Below are 19,892 nucleotides of genomic sequence, written 5' to 3' on the forward strand. Positions count from 1 at the left end.
GCCTCGCCGCCGCCCTGCCCGGCGCCGCGCCGGCCCCGGCTGCGGCCGCCCGAGCGGGAACCGCCGCCCGACGAGCCGCTGCCCGAGCGGGTGCGCTGCTTCGGCGGGGTCGGCTGCGGGACCTCGATGACGACCGCGACACCGGACGGCTCGCGGGCGCCGGTGATCCGGACGAGTTCCTCGTCGCCGGAGGAGACCCGGGTGGTCCGGGGGGCGATGCCCGCGTCGGCCATCAGCCGGGTCATGTCCCGCTTCTCCTCCGGCAGCACCAGGGTGACGACGCTGCCGGACTCCCCGGCACGCGCCGTGCGCCCGCCCCGGTGGAGGTAGTCCTTGTGGTCGGTCGGCGGGTCCACGTTCACGACCAGGTCGAGGTCGTCGACGTGGATGCCGCGGGCCGCCACGTTCGTCGCGACGAGCGCGGTGACCTGGCCGTTCTTGAACTGGTCCAGGGTCCGGTTGCGCTGCGGCTGGGAGCGTCCCCCGTGCAGGGCGGCGGCCCGTACGCCGCTGGCGAGCAGCCGCTTGGCGAAGCGGTCGGCGGCGCGCTTGGTGTCCACGAACATGATCACGCGGCCGTCCCGGGCGGCGATCCTGGTGGCGACGGCCTTCTTGTCGGTCGCGTCGGCCACGTGCAGCACGTGGTGCTCCATCGTGGTGACCGCGCCCGCGGACGGGTCGACGGAGTGCACGACGGGGTCGGTGAGGAACATCTTGACCAGCCGGTCGATGTTCTTGTCGAGCGTGGCGGAGAACAGCATCCGCTGGCCGTCCGGCTCGACCTGCTTGAGCAGGGCGACGACCTGCGGCATGAAGCCCATGTCGGCCATCTGGTCGGCCTCGTCGAGGACGGTGATGGCGACCTGGCCGAGGTCGCAGTCGCCGCGCTCGATGAGGTCCTTCAGCCGTCCGGGCGTGGCGACGAGCACCTCGGCGCCGCGGCGCAGCGCGCCGGACTGCTTGGTGATCGACATGCCGCCGACGACGGTGGCCAGACGCAGCTGCACGGAGGTCGCGTACGGCGTCAGCGCGTCGGTGACCTGCTGGGCGAGCTCGCGGGTGGGCACGAGGACCAGGGCGAGCGGGGCGCGCGGCTCGGCGCGCCGTCCGGCGGTGCGGGCGAGCAGGGCGAGGCCGAAGGCGAGGGTCTTGCCGGAGCCGGTGCGCCCGCGGCCGAGGATGTCGCGGCCGGCGAGCGAGTTCGGCAGGGTGGCGCCCTGGATCGGGAACGGTTCAGTGACGCCCTGCGCGGCAAGGGTTTTCAGCAGGGCCGCGGGCATGTCCAGCTCGGCGAACGTCTCGGCGGCGGGCAGTGCGGGGGTCATGGTCTCGGGCAGGGCGAATTCACCCTGCGGCGGCGTGGCCCTGCGACGGGGCGACGCCTTGCCGGATCCCTTGCCGGAACCCTTGGCGGTTGCCTTTGCCGGGGCCGTGCCGCGCCCCCTCGACGGGCGGTTGCGGGCGGGTCGGTCCTGGCGTTCGGAGCGGGTCATACGGAATTGCCCTCCTGGGGGATTCCTCGGGAGTTCCTGGAATTCGTGTTCCATTGCGGGGAAGTGCTGCGGGGGCTGCCGTCGTGCGGTGCCCCGGGACAGCACAAGCCGGGACCCGCACCTTCACGGTGCGGGCCCCGGCTGCGAGGTACGCGTCCGGCGATCAGGCCGGGACGATGTTCTCCGCCTGCGGGCCCTTCTGGCCCTGCGTGACGTCGAAGGTGACCTTCTGGCCTTCCTGGAGCTCACGGAAGCCCGAGGTGGCGATGTTGGAGTAGTGGGCGAAGACGTCGGCGCCGCCGCCGTCCTGCTCGATGAAGCCGAAGCCCTTTTCCGAGTTGAACCACTTCACGGTTCCAGTAGCCATGTCGTTCTCCTAAACAGAGGTGCAGTGCCGGAAATCCGCACTCACGAATTCCCAGGTCGCCGCATTGAGCCCCATCCGGAGAAGCCGGAAAACAATAATGCGCCTGAGGAAGCATTCCCGTCAGGCGCACATAAAGTTCATGGGTACCAAAACTGCAACGCGACAACCGTAGCACGTTCCGCCGACCTTCGACGGGAACGCGCCGCGCCGAAGGTCGGTGGATTCCCTTCCGGTTCCCGGCCGGACCCTTGTGGTTTCCGGTCCGGGGAGTGTTCGGAACTCCGTCGGGAATCGCTCTCGGGGCCGGTCCCCGAGGGCCCGGCGGCGGCGTCGGGCCGGGACCGGCGGTCAGAGCCGTTCGACGATGGTGACGTTCGCCTGGCCGCCGCCCTCGCACATGGTCTGGAGTCCGTAGCGGCCGCCGGTGCGTTCCAGTTCGTGCAGCAGGGTGGTCATCAGCCGGGCGCCGGTTGCGCCGAGCGGGTGACCCAGGGCGATCGCGCCGCCGTTGACGTTGACCCGGTCGGGGTCGGCACCGGTCTCCTTCAGCCAGGCCAGGACGACCGGGGCGAACGCCTCGTTGATCTCGAACAGGTCGATGTCGTCGATGGTCATCCCGGTTTTCTTCAGGGCGTGCGCGGTGGCGGGGATCGGCGCCGACAGCATGCGGATCGGGTCCTCGGCGCGCACCGAGAGGTGGTGGACGCGGGCGCGGGGGGTGAGGCCGTGCTCGGCGACGGCGCGCTCGGAGGCGATGAGCAGGGCGGCGGCGCCGTCGGAGACCTGCGAGGAGCAGGCCGCGGTGATCGTGCCGCCCTCCACGACCGGTTTCAGCGCGGCCATCTTCTCCGGGGTGGTGTCGCGGCGCGGTCCCTCGTCGGTGGTGACGTCGCCGAGGGCGACGGTCTCGCGCGCGAAGCGGCCCTCGTCGACGGCGCGGATCGCGCGGTGGTGGGAACGGAGCGCGAACTCCTCCATGTCCCGGCGGCCGATGCCCCACTTCTCGGCGATCAGCTGGGCGCCGTGGAACTGGTTGACCGGGGCGTCGCCGTACCGGGCGCGCCAGCCCTCGCTGCCCGCGTACGGGCCTTCCGTCAGACCGAGGGGCTCGGCGGCCTGACGGGAGGCGAAGGCGATGGGGATCTGGGTCATGTTCTGGGTGCCGCCCGCGACGACCAGGTCCTGGGTGCCGGACATGACGCCCTGGGCGGCGAAGTGCAGGGCCTGCTGGGAGGAGCCGCACTGGCGGTCGACGGTGACGCCGGGGACCTCCTCGGGCAGTCCGGCGGCCAGCCAGCAGGTGCGGGCGATGTCGCCGGCCTGCGGTCCGACGGTGTCGAGGCAGCCGAGGACGACGTCGTCGACGGCCGCCGGGTCGATGCCGGCCCGTTCGACGAGTGCCTTCAGGACGTGGGCGCCGAGGTCGGCGGGGTGGACCCGGCCGAGTCCGCCCCCTCGCCGGCCGACCGGGGTGCGTACCGCTTCGACGATGTATGCCTCGGCCATGGCTGCTGCTCCTCCTGGGGCGTGACGGGTCGGTTACGTGCGCAGGGCGATGCCGTCCAGGACCATCGAGAGGTACTGGCGGGCGATCTCCTCGGGGCTGTGCAGTCCGCCCGGCCGGTACCAGGACGCGGCGACCCAGACGGTGTCGCGGACGAAGCGGTAGGTGAGGCGGATGTCCAGGTCGGCGCGGAAGGTGCGGTCGGCGACGCCGCGCTCCAGCGTGCCGAGCCACGCCTTCTCGAACTTCTGCTGGGAGTCGACGAGGTACTGGAAGCGCGGCTGGGCGGCCAGGTGCCTGGACTCCTTCTGGTAGATGGCGACGGCGGCGCGGTGCCGGTCGATCTCCCGGAAGGACTCGGTGACGAGGGCCTCGATGGTCTCCCGGGGGCCGAGTCCGGCGGCGAGCACCGCGTCGTACCCCTCCCAGAGTTCGTCGAGGAAGGTCGAGAGGATCTCGTCGATCATCGATTCCTTGGAATCGAAGTGGTAGTAGAGGCTGCCCGCGAGCATCCCGGCCTCGTCCGCGATCTTGCGGACGGTGGTGGCGTTGTATCCCTGGGCGGCGAAGACCTCGGCGGCGGTGGCGAGCAGTTCGCGGCGCCGCTCGGGCGAGGGGGTCCCCTGGGGCTTCTTCTTGGTAGGCACCTGCCCATTCTCCGCCCGGTGGCCGCCGGGTCCCGGTCCGGCGGGCGGTGGTGGCGTCGTGGGCCGCGCACGGTCAGGCACGCTGACTGCTGACGGAGACGACCTCGCCGGTCAGGTACGAGGAGTAGCCGCTGGCGAGGAAGACGATGACGTTGGCCACCTCCCACGGTTCGGCACTGCGGCCGAACGCCTCCTTCGCGGTGAGTTCGTCGAGGAGTTCGGCCGAGGTGACCTTCGCCAGGTGGGGGTGCATGGCGAGGCTGGGGGCGACGGCGTTGACGCGCACCCCGTACGCGGCGGCCTCGATCGCGGCGCAGCGGGTGAGCGCCATGACGCCCGCCTTGGCGGCGGCGTAGTGGGCCTGGCCGCTCTGGGCGCGCCAGCCGACGACGGAGGCGTTGTTGACGACGACGCCGCCGCGGCCGGCCGCGCGCAGTGAGCGCAGGGCTGCGCGGGTGCAGCGGAAGGTGCCGTTCAGGGTGGTGTCGAGGACCCTGGTCCACTGTTCGTCGGTCATCTCGGTGAGTTCGGCGGTGCCGCCGAGTCCGGCGTTGTTGACGACGACGTCGAGGCCGCCGTGCACCCGTTCGGCGAGTGCGAACAGGGCCCGGACCTGGGTCTCGTCGGTGACGTCGCAGGGCAGTGCGGCGACGCGGTCCGCGCCGAACTCCCCGGCGAGGGCGTCCTCGGTCTCCTTCAGCCGGCGGGCGTGCAGGTCGCCGATGACGACGCGGGCCCCCTCCTCCAGGAACCTGCGGGCGGTGGCCCCGCCGATGCCGGCGCCCGCGGCGGCGGTGACGACGGCCGTGCGGCCGGCCAGCAGTCCGTGTCCGGGTACGTACTGCGGTGCGCTCACGCCCGTGCCTCCTCGGTCCCGTTCCTCGGATCCTCGACGGTGCTCGTGCCCGTACGTTAACCTACCAAACACTTGTTAGGGAAGGATGAGCCGATGCCCGCTGCCCACGACACATCCGCCGACGACCGCCGGGACGGCCCGGTGCTGTACGAGCGCCGGGGCCCGGTCGCGTACGTCACGATGAACCGCCCGCGCTACCGCAACGCCCAGAACTCGGCCATGACCTACGCCCTGGACGCCGCGTTCTACCGGGCCGCCGAGGACGCCGAGGTCAAGGTGGTCGTGCTGACGGGCGCCGGGGAGCACTTCTCGGCGGGCCACGACATCGGCACGCCCGAACGCGACGCGCACCTGCCCTTCGAGCGCCGGGCCGGACTGTGGTGGGACCACAGCGACAAGGCGGGCGCGGAGAGCCGCTTCGCCCGCGAGTCGGAGGTCTACCTCGGCATGTGCAGGCGCTGGCGCGAACTGCCGAAGCCGGTCGTCGCCTCGGTCCGGGGGGCGTGCGTGGCCGGCGGGCTGATGCTCGCCTGGATCTGCGACCTGATCGTGGCGGGCGAGGACGCCTTCTTCGCCGATCCGGTGGTGCGGATGGGCATCCCCGGCGTCGAGTACTTCGCGCACCCCTGGGTGATGCCGCCCCGGATAGCGAAGGAGTTCCTGTTCACCGGCGACCGGATGAGCGCCCGCCGGGCGTACGAGATCGGCATGGTGAACCAGGTGGTGGCGGCGGACGAACTCGACGACCGCACCCGGGAGCTGGCGGAGCGGATCGCCACGATGCCGCGCCTCGGGCTGGCCCTCACCAAGCGCGCGGTCAACCAGGCCGAGGACCTCCAGGGGCTGCACACCGGCCTGGACTCGGTCTTCGGCCTGCACCACCTCGCCCACGCGCACAACGCGGAGACCTCCGCGGACCCGCTCGGCGGGATGGATGTCGCCGCGATGAAGAAGGCGGGCGGCTGATGGACCTGTCGCGCACGCCGCAGGAGGAGGAGTTGCGGGCCGGGGCGCGCCGCTGGCTGCGGGCCAACGTGCCCGCCGAGCCGCTGCCGTCGCTGGAGACCGCCGAGGGCTTCGCCGCGCACCGGGAGTGGGAGGCCCGGCTGTACGCGGACCGCTGGTCGGTCGTCTCCTGGCCGGCCGCCCACGGCGGCCGGGACGCCGACGTCTTCGAGTGGCTGGCCTTCGAGGAGGAGTACTACGCGGCGGGCGGCCCCGGCCGGGTCTCGCAGAACGGCATCAACCTCCTCGCCCCGACCCTCTTCGACCACGGCACCGAGGAGCAGCGGGCCCGGATCCTGCCGCCGATGGCGAGCGGCGAGGTGATCTGGGCGCAGGCGTGGTCCGAGCCGGAGGCCGGTTCGGACCTGGCCTCGCTGCGTTCGCGGGCGGTGCGCACGGACGGCGGCTGGCTGCTGTCGGGGCAGAAGACCTGGTCGTCGCGGGCCGCGTTCGCGGACCGGGCGTTCGGCATCTTCCGTACGGACCCCGGAGCCGCGAAGCCGCACCACGGGCTGACGTATCTGATGTTCGACCTGTCGGCGCCCGGCGTCTCGGTCCGGCCGATCGGGCGGCTGGACGGCAGGCCCGCCTTCGCCGAACTGTTCCTGGACGAGGTGTTCGTGCCGGACGAGGACGTCATCGGGGAGCCGGGGCAGGGCTGGCGCATCGCCATGTCGGCGACGGGCGCCGAGCGCGGGCTGACGCTCCGCTCCCCCGGCCGTTTCCTGGCCTCCGCCGACCGGCTCGTCGCACTGTGGCGGGCCCACGGCGACCCGTCGGACACGGCGCTGCGCGACCGGGTGGCGGACGCGGTGATCGGGGCGCGCGCCTATCGGCTCTTCACCTGCGCCGCCGCCTCGCGGTTCGCGGCGGGGACGGCCGCCGGCGCGGAGTCCAGCCTGAACAAGGTGTTCTGGTCCGAGTACGACATCGCGCTGCACGAGACGGCGCTCGACCTGCTGGGCCCGGACGGGGAACTCGCCGGTTCCGCGTGGGGCGAGGGATACGTCTTCGCCCTCGCGGGCCCCATCTACGCCGGTACGAACGAGATCCAGCGCGACATCGTCGCCGAGCGGCTGCTCGGCCTGCCGAAGGGACGGCGCTGATGCGGTTCCTCCTCGACGAAGAGCAGCGGGAGTTCGCCCGCTCGCTGGACGGGATGCTGGCGGCCTCGGACACCCCGTCGGTGGTACGGGCCTGGGCCGCCGGGGACCACGGGCCGGGTGGGGCCCTTTGGGACCGGTTGGCGGAGGCCGGGGTGTTCGCGCTGGCGGTTCCCGGTGAGTACGGGGGCGTGGGCCCGTTGCCGGTCGAAGTCGCGGTGGCCTTCACCGAGTTGGGGCGGCACGCGGTACCGGGCCCGGCGGTGGAGACGGTCGCGGCCGGGGTGCTCCTGGCCGGGGTGGGCGGTGCGGCGGCCGGGGAGTGGCTGCCCGCGCTGGCGTCGGGCGCGGCGTCGGCGACGCTGCTGCTCGCGGGCCGCGGGCCGTACGCGCTGGACGCGGACGCCGTGGACGCCGTGTTCACCGTGACCGGTGACGAGCTGCGGCTCGCGCCCGGTCCCGGGGAGCTCCGGGTGTCGGCCGACCCGGCCCGGCGGCTGTGGCGGCCCGAGCCGGGCGGGAAGGTGCTCGCCACCGGCCCGCGGGTGCGGGAGGCGGCGGGCCGGGCCTTCGAGTGGGCGTCGTTCGCGACGGCCGCGCAGGCGCTCGGCACGGGCGAGGCGCTGCTGCGGGACACGGTCGGGTACGTGAAGCAGCGCACCCAGTTCGGTACCGCCGTCGGCTCCTTCCAGGCGGTCAAGCATCGGCTCGCGGACGTGCTGATCGGGCTGGAGTTCGCCCGTCCGCTGCTGTACGGGGCGGCGCTCTCGCTCGCCGAGGGGGCGCCGGACGCCGGGGCGCAGGTGGCGGCGGCCAAGGTGACGGCGGGCGAGGCGGGGTACGCGGCGGCGCGGGCGGCCCTGCAGCTGCACGGGGCGGTGGGGTACACCCAGGAGCTGGACCTGTCGCTGTGGCTGCGCCGGGCCCGCCCCCTGCGGGACGCGTGGGGGGCGCCGGGGGCGTGCCGGGCGCGGGTGCTGGCGGACGGGGGCGGGGACAGCTGAGCGGACGGCCGGGGCGGTCAGCTCCCCTCGGGGGCCTCGGCCTCCCCGCGCAGGAGGATCGTGCGCACCGGCTTCCCGGGCCGCCACGTCCGGACCGCCAGTTCCTCCCCCTCCACGGAGACGCGGACCACCTCCTGGATCTTTGTGCGGAAGAGGTGGAACGGCTGGGGCGGGTTCATCTCCTCGACGAAGCGGGCCAGGACGTCGGGGTCGGTGACCTCCACGGCGCGGCCGGAGACCCGGACGTCGCCGTCCGTCATGTCGGCGTCCGGCCCGGGGTTGGCGTGCACCGCGAACCTCGGGTCGCGGCGCAGGTCCAGCGCCTTGCGCGAGTTCGGCATCATGCCGAGCCACAGCTCGCCGAAGCGGAAGTCCACCTCCAGCCCGGTCACGCGCGGCGATCCGTCCTTGCGCAGGGTCGCCAGGACGTGGTGCCTGTACTGCCCGAAGCGGGCACGGACGGCATCGGCGAAGGCCGGTTCCGCCGTGTGGAACTCTTCCCAGGAACTCGATGTCATGCGCCCATGGAACCCTGGATACCCGACATCTTCTGTCGTGTTTCCCGGCCCGCGCCGGCCGGTCCGCCCTTCGGCTCGGCCGGCTCAGTCGTCCGACAGGGTGACCAGCAGCACCCACCCATGGGTCCGCAGCACCCCCGCCGCCGCGTCCCGCGTCAGCAGTGCGTCGTAGCGGTCGAGTTCGCACTCCGTGCCGTCGAGCACCGCGCCGTCCTCCAGCGCGACGGCGAGCACCGCTCCGCCCGGGGGCGCCGACAGCCGGACGGTGCCGCGCACCACCGCGACGGCCGCGCTCGTCCGCCCCCTGCGGCACATCACGTTGAGGTTGACGACCGGGCCGCCGAGCAGTGTGCCGTCGGTCGCCGGGTCACCGGGGAAGTCGTGCGGCCAGTACGGCTCGTCGACGATGTGGTGCTCACCGTCCACCATGAGGTCCATGCCGGCGCCCTCGACCACGGTCAGGGTGCGGTCGACGCCGGGGAACGTGGAGAACGGCCCGTCCTCGGTCACCTCGGCGAGGCTGACCCGCCAGTCGAAGGCGTCCATCGGCGCGCCCTCGGGATACGCCGCGATCTCCCGGGTGACTCCCCCGCCGTTCTTCCAGGGCGTGGCCGTACGGCCGGCCGCGCGCAGCACCCGGGCGGTCACTTGGCGATCCCCCGGGCCCTGGCCGCGGCCAGCCACTGCGGGAACTCGGCGACGAGCCGGTCGTAGAGTTCGGCGTCCGGGACCCGGCGCGGGTCGGATCCGGCGTGGAAGAAGCCGGCGTTGTCGACGGGCCGCTTGGCGGGCACGGGCAGTTCGTCGAGCTTGCGCAGGAAGTCGAACTGCTTGCTCCGCTTGTTGCCGAAGCCGATGAACTGCCAGAACATCGGCAGTCCCGCCGCCTTGCAGAGATAGCGCTCGGCCGCGTGCCTGCTGGTCGGGCCGCCGTCCGTCTGGAAGACGACGAGCGCGGGGGCGGTGGCACCGCTTTCGAGGTGGTGGTCGATGACGGCGTCCATGGCCAGGTGGTAGTTGGTCAGTCCCATGTGGCCGAGGTCCGCCGCGATCGCGTCGATCCGGCCGCGGTGGTTGTCCAGGGCCACGTCGGCGACGGCGTCGATGTCCGTGGAGAAGAAGAAGACGGGGACGCGGCCGTCGTCGTCCAGGTGGGCCGCCAGTCCCAGCACCCGGTCGGCCAGGGCCTGGACGCTGCCGTCCTTGTAGTACCCCCGCATGGAGCCGGAGCGGTCGAGCACCAGGTAGACCGCGGCGCGTTCGCCGCCCAGGCGGTGCTTCGCCAGCGAGATCGAGGCGCTCTTGTAGAGGCCGACCAGCGCGGGCGCGCTCTCCTCGACCTTGCGGAGGCTGATCGCCGGGCCCTGCGCGGCAGATGGGTCGGTCATGTGGTCCCTCCGGTCCTCGACGCGTGCCGGTCCCCCCGAGCCTAGGACACCCGGATGTCCCCGGGCTCCGGCCGTTCGCTATCTTGATCGCCGCCGTCCCCACCGGCCGCTCGTGCCAGTCCACCCGTGAAGGAGCCTGCCGTGGAGGCCGCGATCACCACCTGCTACCGGCATCCGTCGTACGAGACGTATGTGAGCTGCGTCCGCTGCGAACGCTTCATCTGTCCCGACTGCATGCGCGAGGCCGCCGTGGGCCACCACTGCGTGGAGTGCGTGAAGGAGGGGCAGCGTTCGGTCCGGCAGGCGCGCACCGTGTTCGGCGGCGCGGTGGCGAGGTCCGCGGTGCCGCTGGTCACCTATGTGCTGATCGGTCTCAACGTCCTCGTCTACCTGGGCGAGTTGATCCGTCCCGGGATCGTCGACCGGTTCGCGATGCTGGGCGCGGGGCTGAACGGCCCGGACGGGAACAAGTACCTGTACGAGGGCGGGACCTTTCCCGGCTTCGACGTGGTCGGGGTGGTGGACGGCGAGTGGTACCGGCTGCTGACCGGTGCCTTCCTGCACCTGCCGCCGGACGCCTCGTCCTTCGGCTCGCTGCCGTTCGGGGTGCTGCACATCCTGTTCAACATGTACGCGCTGTGGAACCTGGGCCGGGTCGTCGAGGCGCAGTTGGGCCGGGTCCGCTACCTCGCGCTGTACCTGCTGTCCGCGCTGGGCGGTTCGGTGCTGGTGTACCTGATCGCGCCGTCGGACGGCACGGTGGGCGCCTCGGGCGCGGTCTTCGGTCTCGGGGCGGCGTTCTACGTCATCAACCGGCGGCTGGGCCGCGACATGCGGGCGGTGAACCGCTTCATGGCCGGCTTCCTGATCTGGATGCTGATCTCGGCCGGGTTCACCTCGTGGCAGGGCCACCTGGGCGGGCTGCTGACCGGCGGCCTGGTCACGGTGGCGTACGCCTACGCTCCGGCGGGGCGCCGCACGGTGGTCCAGGCCGCCGCGTGCGTGGTGCTGGGCGCCGCGCTGGTGCTGCTGGTGGTGCTCAAGACGTCCGCGCTGACCGGCTGAGCGGGTCCGGGGCCGGGCCTGGGAGGCCCGGCCCCGGACGCGCCACGGCGCCTGCCGGGATCGTCCGGTCGGGGACGGGCAGGCGCCGTATCGGTTCCGCACGCCGTTGTGCGGGACATCCATGGGTGTCGCGATCAGACCATGAGGGCACGGTCCGTCGGGCGGATCGGGGCCGGCAGGGCGCTGGCTCCGGTGAGGAAGCGGTCCACCCCGCGCGCGGCGGAGCGGCCCTCGGCGATGGCCCACACGATGAGGGACTGGCCGCGGCCCGCGTCACCGGCGACGAACACGCCGTCGACGTTGGTGGCGAAGTCCGCGTCGCGCGCGACGTTGCCGCGCTCGTCGAGCTCCAGGCCGAACTGCTGGACCAGGCCGTTGGACCGGTCGGTGCCGGTGAAGCCCATGGCGAGGGTGACCAGCTGCGCGGGGATGCGCCGCTCGGTGCCGGGCTTCTGCTCCAACCTGCCGTCCTTGAACTCCACCTCGACCAGGTGCAGCGCCTGGACGTTGCCGTCCTCGTCGCCCTCGAAGTGGGTGGTGGAGACGGAGTAGACCCTCTCGCCGCCCTCCTCGTGCGCGGAGGTGACCTTGTAGAGCATGGGGAACGTCGGCCAGGGCTGGTTGGCGTTCCGCTCGTCGCCCGGCCGCGGCATGATCTCCAGCTGGGTGACGGACAGGGCGCCCTGGCGGTGGGCGGTGCCGACGCAGTCGGCGCCGGTGTCGCCGCCGCCGATGACGACGACGTGCTTGCCCTCGGCGGTGATCGGGGCGACCGTCAGGTCGCCCTCCTGCACCTTGTTGGCCAGCGGCAGGTACTCCATGGCGAAGTGCACGCCGTTCAGCTCGCGGCCCGGGACGGGCAGGTCGCGGGAGACGGTGGCGCCCGCGGCGATGACCACCGCGTCGTAGCGGCGGCGGAGCCTGGCCGCGTCGATGTCCCGGCCGATCTCGGTCTCGGTGCGGAACTTGGTGCCCTCCGCGCGCATCTGCTCGATGCGGCGGTTGATGTGCGACTTCTCCATCTTGAACTCGGGGATGCCGTACCGCAGGAGGCCCCCGATGCGGTCCGCGCGCTCGTAGACGGCGACCGTGTGACCGGCCCGGGTCAGCTGCTGGGCGGCGGCCAGGCCCGCCGGTCCCGAGCCGATGACCGCGACGGTCTTGCCGGAGAGCCGCTCGGGCGGCTGCGGGGTGACGTCGCCGTTGCCCCACGCCTTGTCGATGATGGAGACCTCGACGTTCTTGATGGTGACGGCCGGCTGGTTGATGCCCAGCACGCACGCCGACTCGCACGGGGCCGGGCAGAGCCGCCCGGTGAACTCCGGGAAGTTGTTCGTGGCGTGCAGGCGCTCGGACGCGGCCGCCCAGTCCTCGCGGTAGGCGTAGTCGTTCCACTCGGGGATGAGGTTTCCGAGCGGGCAGCCGTTGTGACAGAACGGGATGCCGCAGTCCATGCAGCGCCCGGCCTGCTTGCTGATGATCGGGAGCAGCGAGCCGGGGACGTAGACCTCGTTCCAGTCCTTGACGCGCTCGGTCACGGGGCGGGTCTCGGCGACCTCGCGCCCGGTGGTCAAAAAGCCCTTGGGGTCAGCCATTGGTCGCCGCCTCCATCATCTTCTCGGTGGTCTCCCGCTCGGAGAGACCGGCGAGCTCAGCGGCTTCCTTGGCGGCGAGCACTGCCTTGTACGTGGACGGGATGATCTTGCTGAAGCGGGCCACCGCCGTGTCCCAGTCGGCCAGCAGCTTCTCGGCGACCGTGGAGCCGGTCTCCTCGCGGTGGCGGCGCACCACGTCGTGCAGCCACCGCTCGTCGGCGTCGGAGAGGGCTTCGATCGCGCCGTGGTTGCCGGCGTTCACGTTGTCCCGGTCCAGGTCGATGACGTAGGCGACGCCGCCCGACATGCCGGCCGCGAAGTTGCGTCCGGTCCCGCCGAGCACGACGGCGTGTCCGCCGGTCATGTACTCGCAGCCGTGGTCGCCCACGCCCTCCGAGACGACCGTGGCGCCGGAGTTGCGGACGCAGAACCGCTCGCCGGTGCGGCCGCGCAGGAAGAGTTCGCCGCCGGTGGCGCCGTAGGCGATGGTGTTGCCCGCGATGGTGGAGTACTCGGCGAGGTGGTCGGCGCCGCGGTCCGGGCGGACCACGATCCGGCCGCCGGACAGGCCCTTGCCGACGTAGTCGTTGGCGTCGCCCTCCAGGCGCAGCGTCACCCCGCCGGGCACGAAGGCGCCGAAGGACTGGCCGGCGGAACCGGTGAAGGTGATGTCGATGGTGTCCTGCGGCAGTCCCGCGCCGCCGAACTTCTTCGTCACCTCGTGGCCGAGCATGGTGCCGACGGTCCGGTTGATGTTGCGGATCGCGACCTGTGCCCGGACCGGCTGGGCGGCCTCGGCACCGTCCGCGCCCAGGGCGTCGGCGGCGAGCCTGATCAGCTCGTTGTCGAGGGCCTTGGCCAGACCGTGGTCCTGCTCGACCAGCTGGTGCCGGACGGCGCCCTCGGGCAGCTCGGGGACGTGGAACAGCCGCTCCAGGTCGAGGCCCTGTGCCTTCCAGTGCGTGACCGCGCGGTCGGTGTCGAGCAGCTCGGCGTGGCCGACGGCCTCCTCGATCGAGCGGAAGCCCAGCTCGGCGAGGAGCTCGCGGACCTCCTGGGCGATGAACTCGAAGAAGTTGACGACGTACTCGGCCTTGCCGGAGAACCGGTCGCGCAGGACGGGGTTCTGGGTGGCGATGCCGACCGGGCAGGTGTCCAGGTGGCAGACGCGCATCATGACGCAGCCGGAGACGACGAGCGGCGCGGTCGCGAAACCGAACTCCTCGGCGCCCAGCAGGGCGGCGATGACGACGTCGCGGCCGGTCTTCAGCTGGCCGTCGGTCTGCACGACGATGCGGTCGCGCAGGCCGTTGAGCAGCAGGGTCTGCTGGGTCTCGGCCAGGCCGAGCTCCCAGGGGCCGCCCGCGTGCTTCAGCGAGGTCAGCGGGGAGGCGCCGGTGCCTCCGTCGTGGCCGGAGATCAGCACGACGTCGGCGTGGGCCTTGGAGACACCGGCGGCGACCGTGCCGACGCCGACCTCGGAGACCAGCTTCACGTGGATGCGGGCCGCCGGGTTGGCGTTCTTGAGGTCGTGGATCAGCTGGGCCAGATCCTCGATGGAGTAGATGTCGTGGTGCGGCGGCGGGGAGATCAGACCGACGCCCGGGGTGGAGTGCCGGGTCTTCGCGACCCACGGGTAGACCTTGTGGCCGGGCAGCTGGCCGCCCTCGCCAGGCTTGGCGCCCTGCGCCATCTTGATCTGGATGTCGTCCGCGTTGACCAGGTACTCGCTGGTCACGCCGAAGCGGCCGGAGGCGACCTGCTTGATGGACGAGCGGCGCGCCGGGTCGTGGAGCCGGTCGGCGTCCTCGCCGCCCTCGCCGGTGTTGGACTTGCCGCCCAGCTGGTTCATGGCGATGGCGAGGGTCTCGTGCGCCTCGCGGGAGATGGAGCCGTACGACATGGCGCCGGTGGAGAAGCGCTTGACGATCTCGGAGACGGGCTCGACCTCGTCGACGGGGATCGGGGCGCGGTCCGGGTTGAAGGCGAACAGGCCGCGGAGCGTCATGAGGCGCTCGGACTGCTGGTTCACCCGGTCGGTGTACTTCTTGAAGATGTCGTAGCGCTTGTTGCGCGTGGAGTGCTGGAGGCGGAAGACCGTCTCCGGGTCGAACAGGTGCGGCTCGCCCTCGCGGCGCCACTGGTACTCGCCGCCGATCTCCAGCGCGCGGTGCGAGGCGGAGATGCCGGAGGCGGGGTACGCCTTGGCGTGGCGGGCGGCGACCTCCCGGGCGACGACGTCGAGGCCGGCGCCGCCGATCTTGGTGGCGGTGCCGTTGAAGTACTTCGCGACGAATTCCTCGTCCAGGCCGACGGCCTCGAAGACCTGGGCGCCCCGGTAGGAGGCGACCGTCGAGATGCCCATCTTGGACATGACCTTCAGGACGCCCTTGCCGAGCGCGTGGATCAGGTTCCGGATGGCCTTCTCGGGCTCGATGCCCTCGATGAACGTACCGGCGCGGACCAGGTCCTCGACGGACTCCATCGCCAGGTACGGGTTGACCGCGGCGGCGCCGTAGCCGATCAGCAGCGCGACGTGGTGGACCTCGCGGACGTCACCGGCCTCGACCAGCAGGCCCACCTGGGTGCGCTGCTTGGTGCGGATGAGGTGGTGGTGGACGGCCGAGGTGAGCAGCAGCGAGGGGATCGGCGCGTGCTCGGCGTCGGAGTGCCGGTCGGACAGGACGATCAGGCGGGCGCCGTCCTCGATGGCGGTGTCGACCTCGGTGCGGATCTGTTCGATCCGGGCGGCGAGGGCCTCCCCGCCGCCGCCGACCCGGTAGAGGCCGGAGAGCGTGGCGGCCTTCATGCCGGGCATGTCGCCGTCGGCGTTGATGTGTATCAGCTTGGCCAGCTCGTCGTTGTCGATCACCGGGAACGGCAGGGTGACGCTGCGGCACGAGGCGGCGGTCGGCTCCAGCAGGTTGCCCTGCGGGCCCAGCGAGGAGCGCAGCGAGGTGACGAGCTCCTCGCGGATGGCGTCCAGCGGCGGGTTCGTGACCTGCGCGAACAGCTGGGTGAAGTAGTCGAAGAGCAGGCGGGGGCGCTCGGACAGCGCGGCGATCGGCGAGTCCGTGCCCATGGAGCCGAGCGGCTCGCCGGCGGTGCGGGCCATCGGCGCGAGGATGACGCGGAGCTCTTCCTCGGTGTAGCCGAAGGTCTGCTGGCGGCGGGTGACGGAGGCGTGCGTGTGCACGATGTGCTCGCGCTCGGGCAGGTCCTCCAGCTCGATCTCGCCGGTTCGCAGCCACTCCTCGTAGGGGTGCTCGGCGGCGAGGGCGGCCTTGATCTCGTCGTCCTCGATGATGCGGTGCTCGGCGGTGTCGACGAGGAACATCCGGCCGGGCTGGAGGCGGCCCTTGCGGACGACCTTCGCGGGGTCGATGTCCAGGACGCCGACCTCGGAGGAGAGCACGACGAGGCCGTCGTCGGTGACCCAGTAGCGGCCGGGGCGCAGACCGTTGCGGTCCAGGACCGCGCCGACCTGGACGCCGTCGGTGAAGGTGACGCAGGCCGGGCCGTCCCAGGGCTCCATCATCGTGGAGTGGTACTGGTAGAAGGCGCGCCGGGCCGGGTCCATGGAGGCGTGGTTCTCCCAGGCCTCGGGGACCATCATCAGCACCGAGTGCGGCAGCGAGCGGCCGCCGAGGTGGAGCAGCTCCAGGACCTCGTCGAAGGAGGCGGAGTCGGAGGCGTCCGGGGTGCAGACGGGGAAGATCCGGTCGAGCCGGGACTCGCCGTCGCGCCCATCGGCGGCGGGGCCGAACAGCTCGGAGGCGAGCTGGGACTCGCGGGCCTTCATCCAGTTGCGGTTGCCCTTGACCGTGTTGATCTCGCCGTTGTGCGCGACGAAGCGGTACGGGTGGGCGAGCGGCCAGCTCGGGAAGGTGTTGGTGGAGAACCGGGAGTGGACCAGGGCGACGGCGGTGGCGAAGCGGCGGTCGGAGAGGTCCGGGAAGAACGGCTCCAGCTGCCCGGTGGTGAGCATGCCCTTGTAGACGACGGTGCGGGCGGAGAGCGAGGGGAAGTACACCCCGGCCTCCCGCTCGGCGCGCTTGCGCAGCACGAAGGCCTTGCGGTCGAGCGCGATGCCGGTGCTCGTGCCGTCCGCGACGAAGAGCTGGCGGAACTCGGGCATGGTGGCGCGGGCGCCGTTGCCGAGGATGTCGGGGGTGACGGGGACCTGGCGCCAGCCGAGGACCTTGAGCCCCTCCTCCGCGGCGATCTTCTCCAGCTCGCGGACGGCCTCGGTGGCGTCGTCCGCGGGCAGGAAGGCGGTTCCGACGGCGTAGGCACCGGCCCCGGGGAGGTCGAAGGGGACCTCCTCGCGCAGGAAGGCGTCCGGCACCTGGAGGAGGATGCCCGCGCCGTCGCCGGAGTCGGGCTCGGATCCGGTGGCACCGCGGTGTTCGAGATTGCGCAGCACGGTCAGCGCCTGCTCGACCAGCTCATGGCTGGCCACACCGGTCAGAGTGGCCACGAACCCGACGCCGCAGGCGTCGTGCTCGTTACGGGGGTCGTACATCCCCTGCTGGGCGGGGCGACCGTCCATGGGCGACCAGGCGTCGATGCGCATTGGCTCTCCCGTCGTCGTCGTGGCATGTGCAGTGCCGAGGGACGACGTTGGCCCTCTGCGAAATTTCGTGCAGGTTACATGATGGGTCGCTGCTCAAGAAGCGGATAGTTCGTTCCAACATACGGACACCATCGATGACGGTGGAGTGGGTCGCAGTCGGATGATCGGCGCCCTGGGAGCCGCGGAGAGCAGGCGTCGTTGCCCGCGGTGTCCACGACTCATGCCCGGCGGCGAAGAAACTGAAACCGCCAGGTAACGACTACTTATGTGTAGCCCTGCATAGCGACTCATTTTACGCCGGTGGTGCCGGTTCCGCCCAGTGGCGGCCACCAAGACGTACGTCACACGGGTGGCGGACACGGCGCGGGCGCGGACGTTCCGGGGACGCGTCGAGGGGCGCGTCGGAATGCGGACGCGCGACGGGCGGCACGCGAAGCGGACGTGCGACGGGCGGACACACGGCGGGCTGCACACGACACGCGGCGGGCCGCACGCGACGGGCGGACGGGTGGCACGCGACGGGCGGACGCGCCCGCCGTGGGTGCGTCCGCCCGGTTCCGCGTCGGGACCCGTCGGGTGCTCAGCCCCCGACGGCCACCCCGAACAGCGTGCCCAGACCGTAGGTGACGGCCGCCGCGGCTCCGCCCAGCGTCAGCTGGCGCAGCCCGCTGTACAGCCAACCGCGCGCCGTGACCCGGGCCACCACCGCGCCGCAGGCGAACAGTCCGGCCAGCGCCAGCAGCACCGCCGGCCACAGCGCGGTCGCGCCGAGCAGGTACGGCAGCACGGGCAGCAGGGCGCCCAGCGCGAACGCACCGAACGACGACACCGCGGCGACGAGCGGCGAGGGCAGGTCGGCCGGGTCGATGCCGAGCTCCTCGCGGGCGTGTATCTCCAGGGCCTGCTCCGGGTCGCGGGACAGCTGCCGCGCGACCTCCCGGGCGAGCTCCGCGTCGACGCCGCGGGACTCGTACAGCTCGGCGAGCTCCCGCTCCTCGTCCATGGGGTGCTTGCGCAATTCGCGCCGCTCGACGTCGAGTTCGGCCTCGACGAGCTCGCGCTGCGAGGCCACGGAGGTGTACTCGCCGGCCGCCATGGAGAACGCACCGGCCGCCAGGCCCGCCAGACCGGTGATCACGATCGTCTGCTGGGAGACGGCGCCGCCCGCGACACCGGTCATCAGCGCCAGGTTGGAGACCAGCCCGTCCATCGCCCCGAACACCGCCGGACGCAGCCAGCCGCCGTTGACGTCGCGGTGGGTGTGGTTGTCGCGGTGCGCCTCGTGCAGTACGGCGTCGGTCTCGATGATGGCCACGGTTCTTCCCCTTCTCCGGCAGCGGGATTCACCCGTTCCGCCCCCGCTCGACACCATCGAAAGTACGCGCGAAAAATGGCTCCCGCCAGCAAGGCAGGCCGTACTTACCACCCCTCTGACCAGGTAAGTAAGGCCTTCCTTCCCACTTCTGACGCACCATCCGAACCGTCATCCGACTGGCCCTTTTGTTGTGCTGACCGGCCTCTGTCGACGCTTCGCGTGGCACAGATCGGAGGAGGTAGGAGAACTGACTCGGTGTGTGCGAAGGGTCGACGCCATGGAGTTGATCGCAGGAAATCCGGCGGAGCCGCGGACGGACGGCACGGGAACGACGGTCCACGACGGGGCGGACGCGGCGGGTCGGCGCGACGCGGGCACGACGGACCGATGCGACGCGGGGGCGGCGGACCGGCACGGTACGGACCCGGCGGCGACCCCTGACGGCACGGACCCGGACGGTACGGGCCGGGCGGGGCGGGCGGACCTGGGCGACCGGGCACGCGGCTCCCTGCTCGGTCTCGCGGTCGGCGACGCGCTGGGCGCACCGGCGGAGAACATGCGGCCGTCCGAGATCCGTCGCCGCTGGGGCCGGATCGAGGGCTTCGTGAGCGACGACCCCGCGGGCACGGACGACACGGAGTACGCGATCTTCTCCGGGCTGCTGCTCGCCCGGCACGGTTCCGCGCTGACCGTCACACACGTGGAGCGGGCCTGGCACCTGTGGATCGCCGACCTGGACGAGGGCCCGTTCCGCGGGGCCGGGTTCAGCGAGCGGGGGACGCTGGAGAACCTCCGCCGGGGGCTCGCCGCCCCGATCTCCGCCCAGCACCGGCACGCCTGGAGCGACGGCCTGGCGATGCGGGCGGCCCCGTTCGGCGTCTTCGCGGCGGGCCGGCCGGACGAGGCGGCGCGGCTGGTCGCGGTGGACGGCCGGGTCAGCCACGACGGGGAGGGCATCTACGGCGGGCAGGCGGTGGCGGCCGGGGTGGCCGCGGCGATGACGGGGGCCGGGGTCGCCTCGGTGATCGCCGCCGCGCTGTCCGTCGTCCCGATGGACTCCTGGACGGCGCGTTCGCTGCGGCGCGCGGTGGCGGCGGCGCAGCGCGCCTACCCCGACCGGCTGACCATGGAGCGCGCGGTGCGCTCCGCCGTGGTCGTCGGCGGCTACCCCTGGACGGACCTGGCGCCCGAGGCGGTCGGGCTGGCCTTCGGCGCGTTCGCCGCGGCGCGCGGGGACTTCCGTACGGCGGTGCTGACCGCGGTCAACATGGGCCGCGACGCGGACACCACGGCCGCGGTGGCCGGGGCCCTGGCCGGTGCCCTGCACGGGATGTCCGCGATCCCGCGGCGCTGGGGGGAGGCGATCGGCCCGGTCCGGGGCAGCTGCCTGCCGACGATGCGGGGCCACCACGTCCTGGAGATCGCGGAGTTGCTCACCCCGGACGACGCGGACGAC

Annotated in this window: 15 protein-coding genes and 1 pseudogene; 5 read left to right on the plus strand and 11 right to left on the minus strand. The window is 72.4% G+C overall.

Annotation, left to right across the window (positions count from 1 at the left end):
• From ABZZ04_RS34000 to ABZZ04_RS34020, 5 genes are all read right to left on the minus strand, one after another.
• Positions 1–1,493 (minus strand): DEAD/DEAH box helicase (locus tag ABZZ04_RS34000; protein WP_356936084.1); only part of this gene is annotated, 1,493 nt, incomplete at its 3' end.
• 163 nt (positions 1,494–1,656) lie between these two features.
• On the minus strand, positions 1,657–1,860 hold the full coding sequence (locus ABZZ04_RS34005) for a cold-shock protein (RefSeq protein WP_004985680.1): 204 nt from the start codon (positions 1,858–1,860) through the stop codon (positions 1,657–1,659).
• Positions 1,861–2,208: 348 nt separating this feature from the next.
• Complete coding sequence (locus tag ABZZ04_RS34010; protein WP_356936085.1) at positions 2,209–3,366, minus strand: acetyl-CoA C-acetyltransferase; 1,158 nt, start codon at positions 3,364–3,366, stop codon at positions 2,209–2,211.
• 33 nt (positions 3,367–3,399) lie between these two features.
• The gene (locus ABZZ04_RS34015; RefSeq protein WP_356936086.1) at positions 3,400–4,011 is read right to left on the minus strand and encodes a TetR/AcrR family transcriptional regulator; all 612 of its coding nucleotides are present in this window, start codon (positions 4,009–4,011) and stop codon (positions 3,400–3,402) included.
• 73 nt (positions 4,012–4,084) lie between these two features.
• Positions 4,085–4,867 (minus strand): SDR family oxidoreductase, encoded by a 783-nt coding sequence (locus tag ABZZ04_RS34020; RefSeq protein WP_356936087.1) that lies wholly within the window; start codon positions 4,865–4,867, stop codon positions 4,085–4,087.
• Positions 4,868–4,960: 93 nt separating this feature from the next.
• Here ABZZ04_RS34020 and ABZZ04_RS34025 point away from each other — a divergent pair, with 93 nt between their 5' ends.
• From ABZZ04_RS34025 to ABZZ04_RS34035, 3 genes are read left to right on the plus strand one after another with little or no spacing between them, the layout of a single operon-like run.
• On the plus strand, positions 4,961–5,833 hold the full coding sequence (locus tag ABZZ04_RS34025; RefSeq protein ID WP_356936088.1) for an enoyl-CoA hydratase: 873 nt from the start codon (positions 4,961–4,963) through the stop codon (positions 5,831–5,833).
• On the plus strand, positions 5,833–6,978 hold the full coding sequence (locus ABZZ04_RS34030) for an acyl-CoA dehydrogenase family protein (protein WP_356936089.1): 1,146 nt from the start codon (positions 5,833–5,835) through the stop codon (positions 6,976–6,978). Before ABZZ04_RS34025 ends, ABZZ04_RS34030 begins: the two co-directional genes overlap by 1 nt.
• Positions 6,978–7,979 (plus strand): acyl-CoA dehydrogenase family protein, encoded by a 1,002-nt coding sequence (locus ABZZ04_RS34035; protein WP_356936090.1) that lies wholly within the window; start codon positions 6,978–6,980, stop codon positions 7,977–7,979. Before ABZZ04_RS34030 ends, ABZZ04_RS34035 begins: the two co-directional genes overlap by 1 nt.
• A gap of 17 nt (positions 7,980–7,996) precedes the next feature.
• On the opposite strand, the gene ABZZ04_RS34040 is transcribed toward ABZZ04_RS34035, so the two are convergent.
• The 3 genes from ABZZ04_RS34040 to ABZZ04_RS34050 all read right to left on the minus strand — a co-directional run bounded on the left by ABZZ04_RS34040 (position 7,997) and on the right by ABZZ04_RS34050 (position 9,885).
• A complete protein-coding gene (locus tag ABZZ04_RS34040; RefSeq protein ID WP_356936091.1) occupies positions 7,997–8,497 on the minus strand; it encodes a pyridoxamine 5'-phosphate oxidase family protein in 501 nt (166 codons plus the stop codon).
• Positions 8,498–8,581: 84 nt separating this feature from the next.
• A complete protein-coding gene (locus tag ABZZ04_RS34045; protein WP_356936092.1) occupies positions 8,582–9,145 on the minus strand; it encodes a HutD family protein in 564 nt (187 codons plus the stop codon).
• On the minus strand, positions 9,142–9,885 hold the full coding sequence (locus ABZZ04_RS34050) for a VWA domain-containing protein (protein WP_356936093.1): 744 nt from the start codon (positions 9,883–9,885) through the stop codon (positions 9,142–9,144). Before ABZZ04_RS34050 ends, ABZZ04_RS34045 begins: the two co-directional genes overlap by 4 nt.
• Before the next feature lie 141 nt (positions 9,886–10,026).
• On the opposite strand from ABZZ04_RS34050, the gene ABZZ04_RS34055 reads away from it, so the two are divergent.
• Positions 10,027–10,950 (plus strand): rhomboid family intramembrane serine protease, encoded by a 924-nt coding sequence (locus tag ABZZ04_RS34055; protein ID WP_356936094.1) that lies wholly within the window; start codon positions 10,027–10,029, stop codon positions 10,948–10,950.
• A gap of 134 nt (positions 10,951–11,084) precedes the next feature.
• Here ABZZ04_RS34055 and ABZZ04_RS34060 read toward each other — a convergent pair whose 3' ends face one another.
• The 3 genes from ABZZ04_RS34060 to ABZZ04_RS34070 form a co-directional block, all read right to left on the minus strand.
• Complete coding sequence (locus tag ABZZ04_RS34060; protein WP_356936095.1) at positions 11,085–12,545, minus strand: glutamate synthase subunit beta; 1,461 nt, start codon at positions 12,543–12,545, stop codon at positions 11,085–11,087.
• Positions 12,538–17,121 carry a glutamate synthase large subunit gene (gene gltB / locus ABZZ04_RS34065; protein ID WP_356936096.1) on the minus strand — a complete coding sequence of 1,528 codons (4,584 nt, stop codon included), beginning with the start codon at positions 17,119–17,121 and terminating at the stop codon, positions 12,538–12,540. The genes ABZZ04_RS34060 and gltB overlap by 8 nt, the downstream gene beginning before the upstream one ends.
• Before the next feature lie 580 nt (positions 17,122–17,701).
• Complete coding sequence (locus ABZZ04_RS34070; RefSeq protein WP_148834307.1) at positions 17,702–18,436, minus strand: VIT1/CCC1 transporter family protein; 735 nt, start codon at positions 18,434–18,436, stop codon at positions 17,702–17,704.
• Between the two features lie 484 nt (positions 18,437–18,920).
• Between ABZZ04_RS34070 and ABZZ04_RS34075 the strand changes: the two are divergent.
• Positions 18,921–19,883 (plus strand): annotated as a pseudogene (locus tag ABZZ04_RS34075) (ADP-ribosylglycohydrolase family protein); the annotation flags it as partial.
• Between the last annotated feature and the right edge of the window lie 9 nt (positions 19,884–19,892).

It is taken from the genome of Streptomyces sp. NPDC006435 (genome assembly GCF_040612315.1).
Lineage (GTDB): Bacteria > Actinomycetota > Actinomycetes > Streptomycetales > Streptomycetaceae > Streptomyces.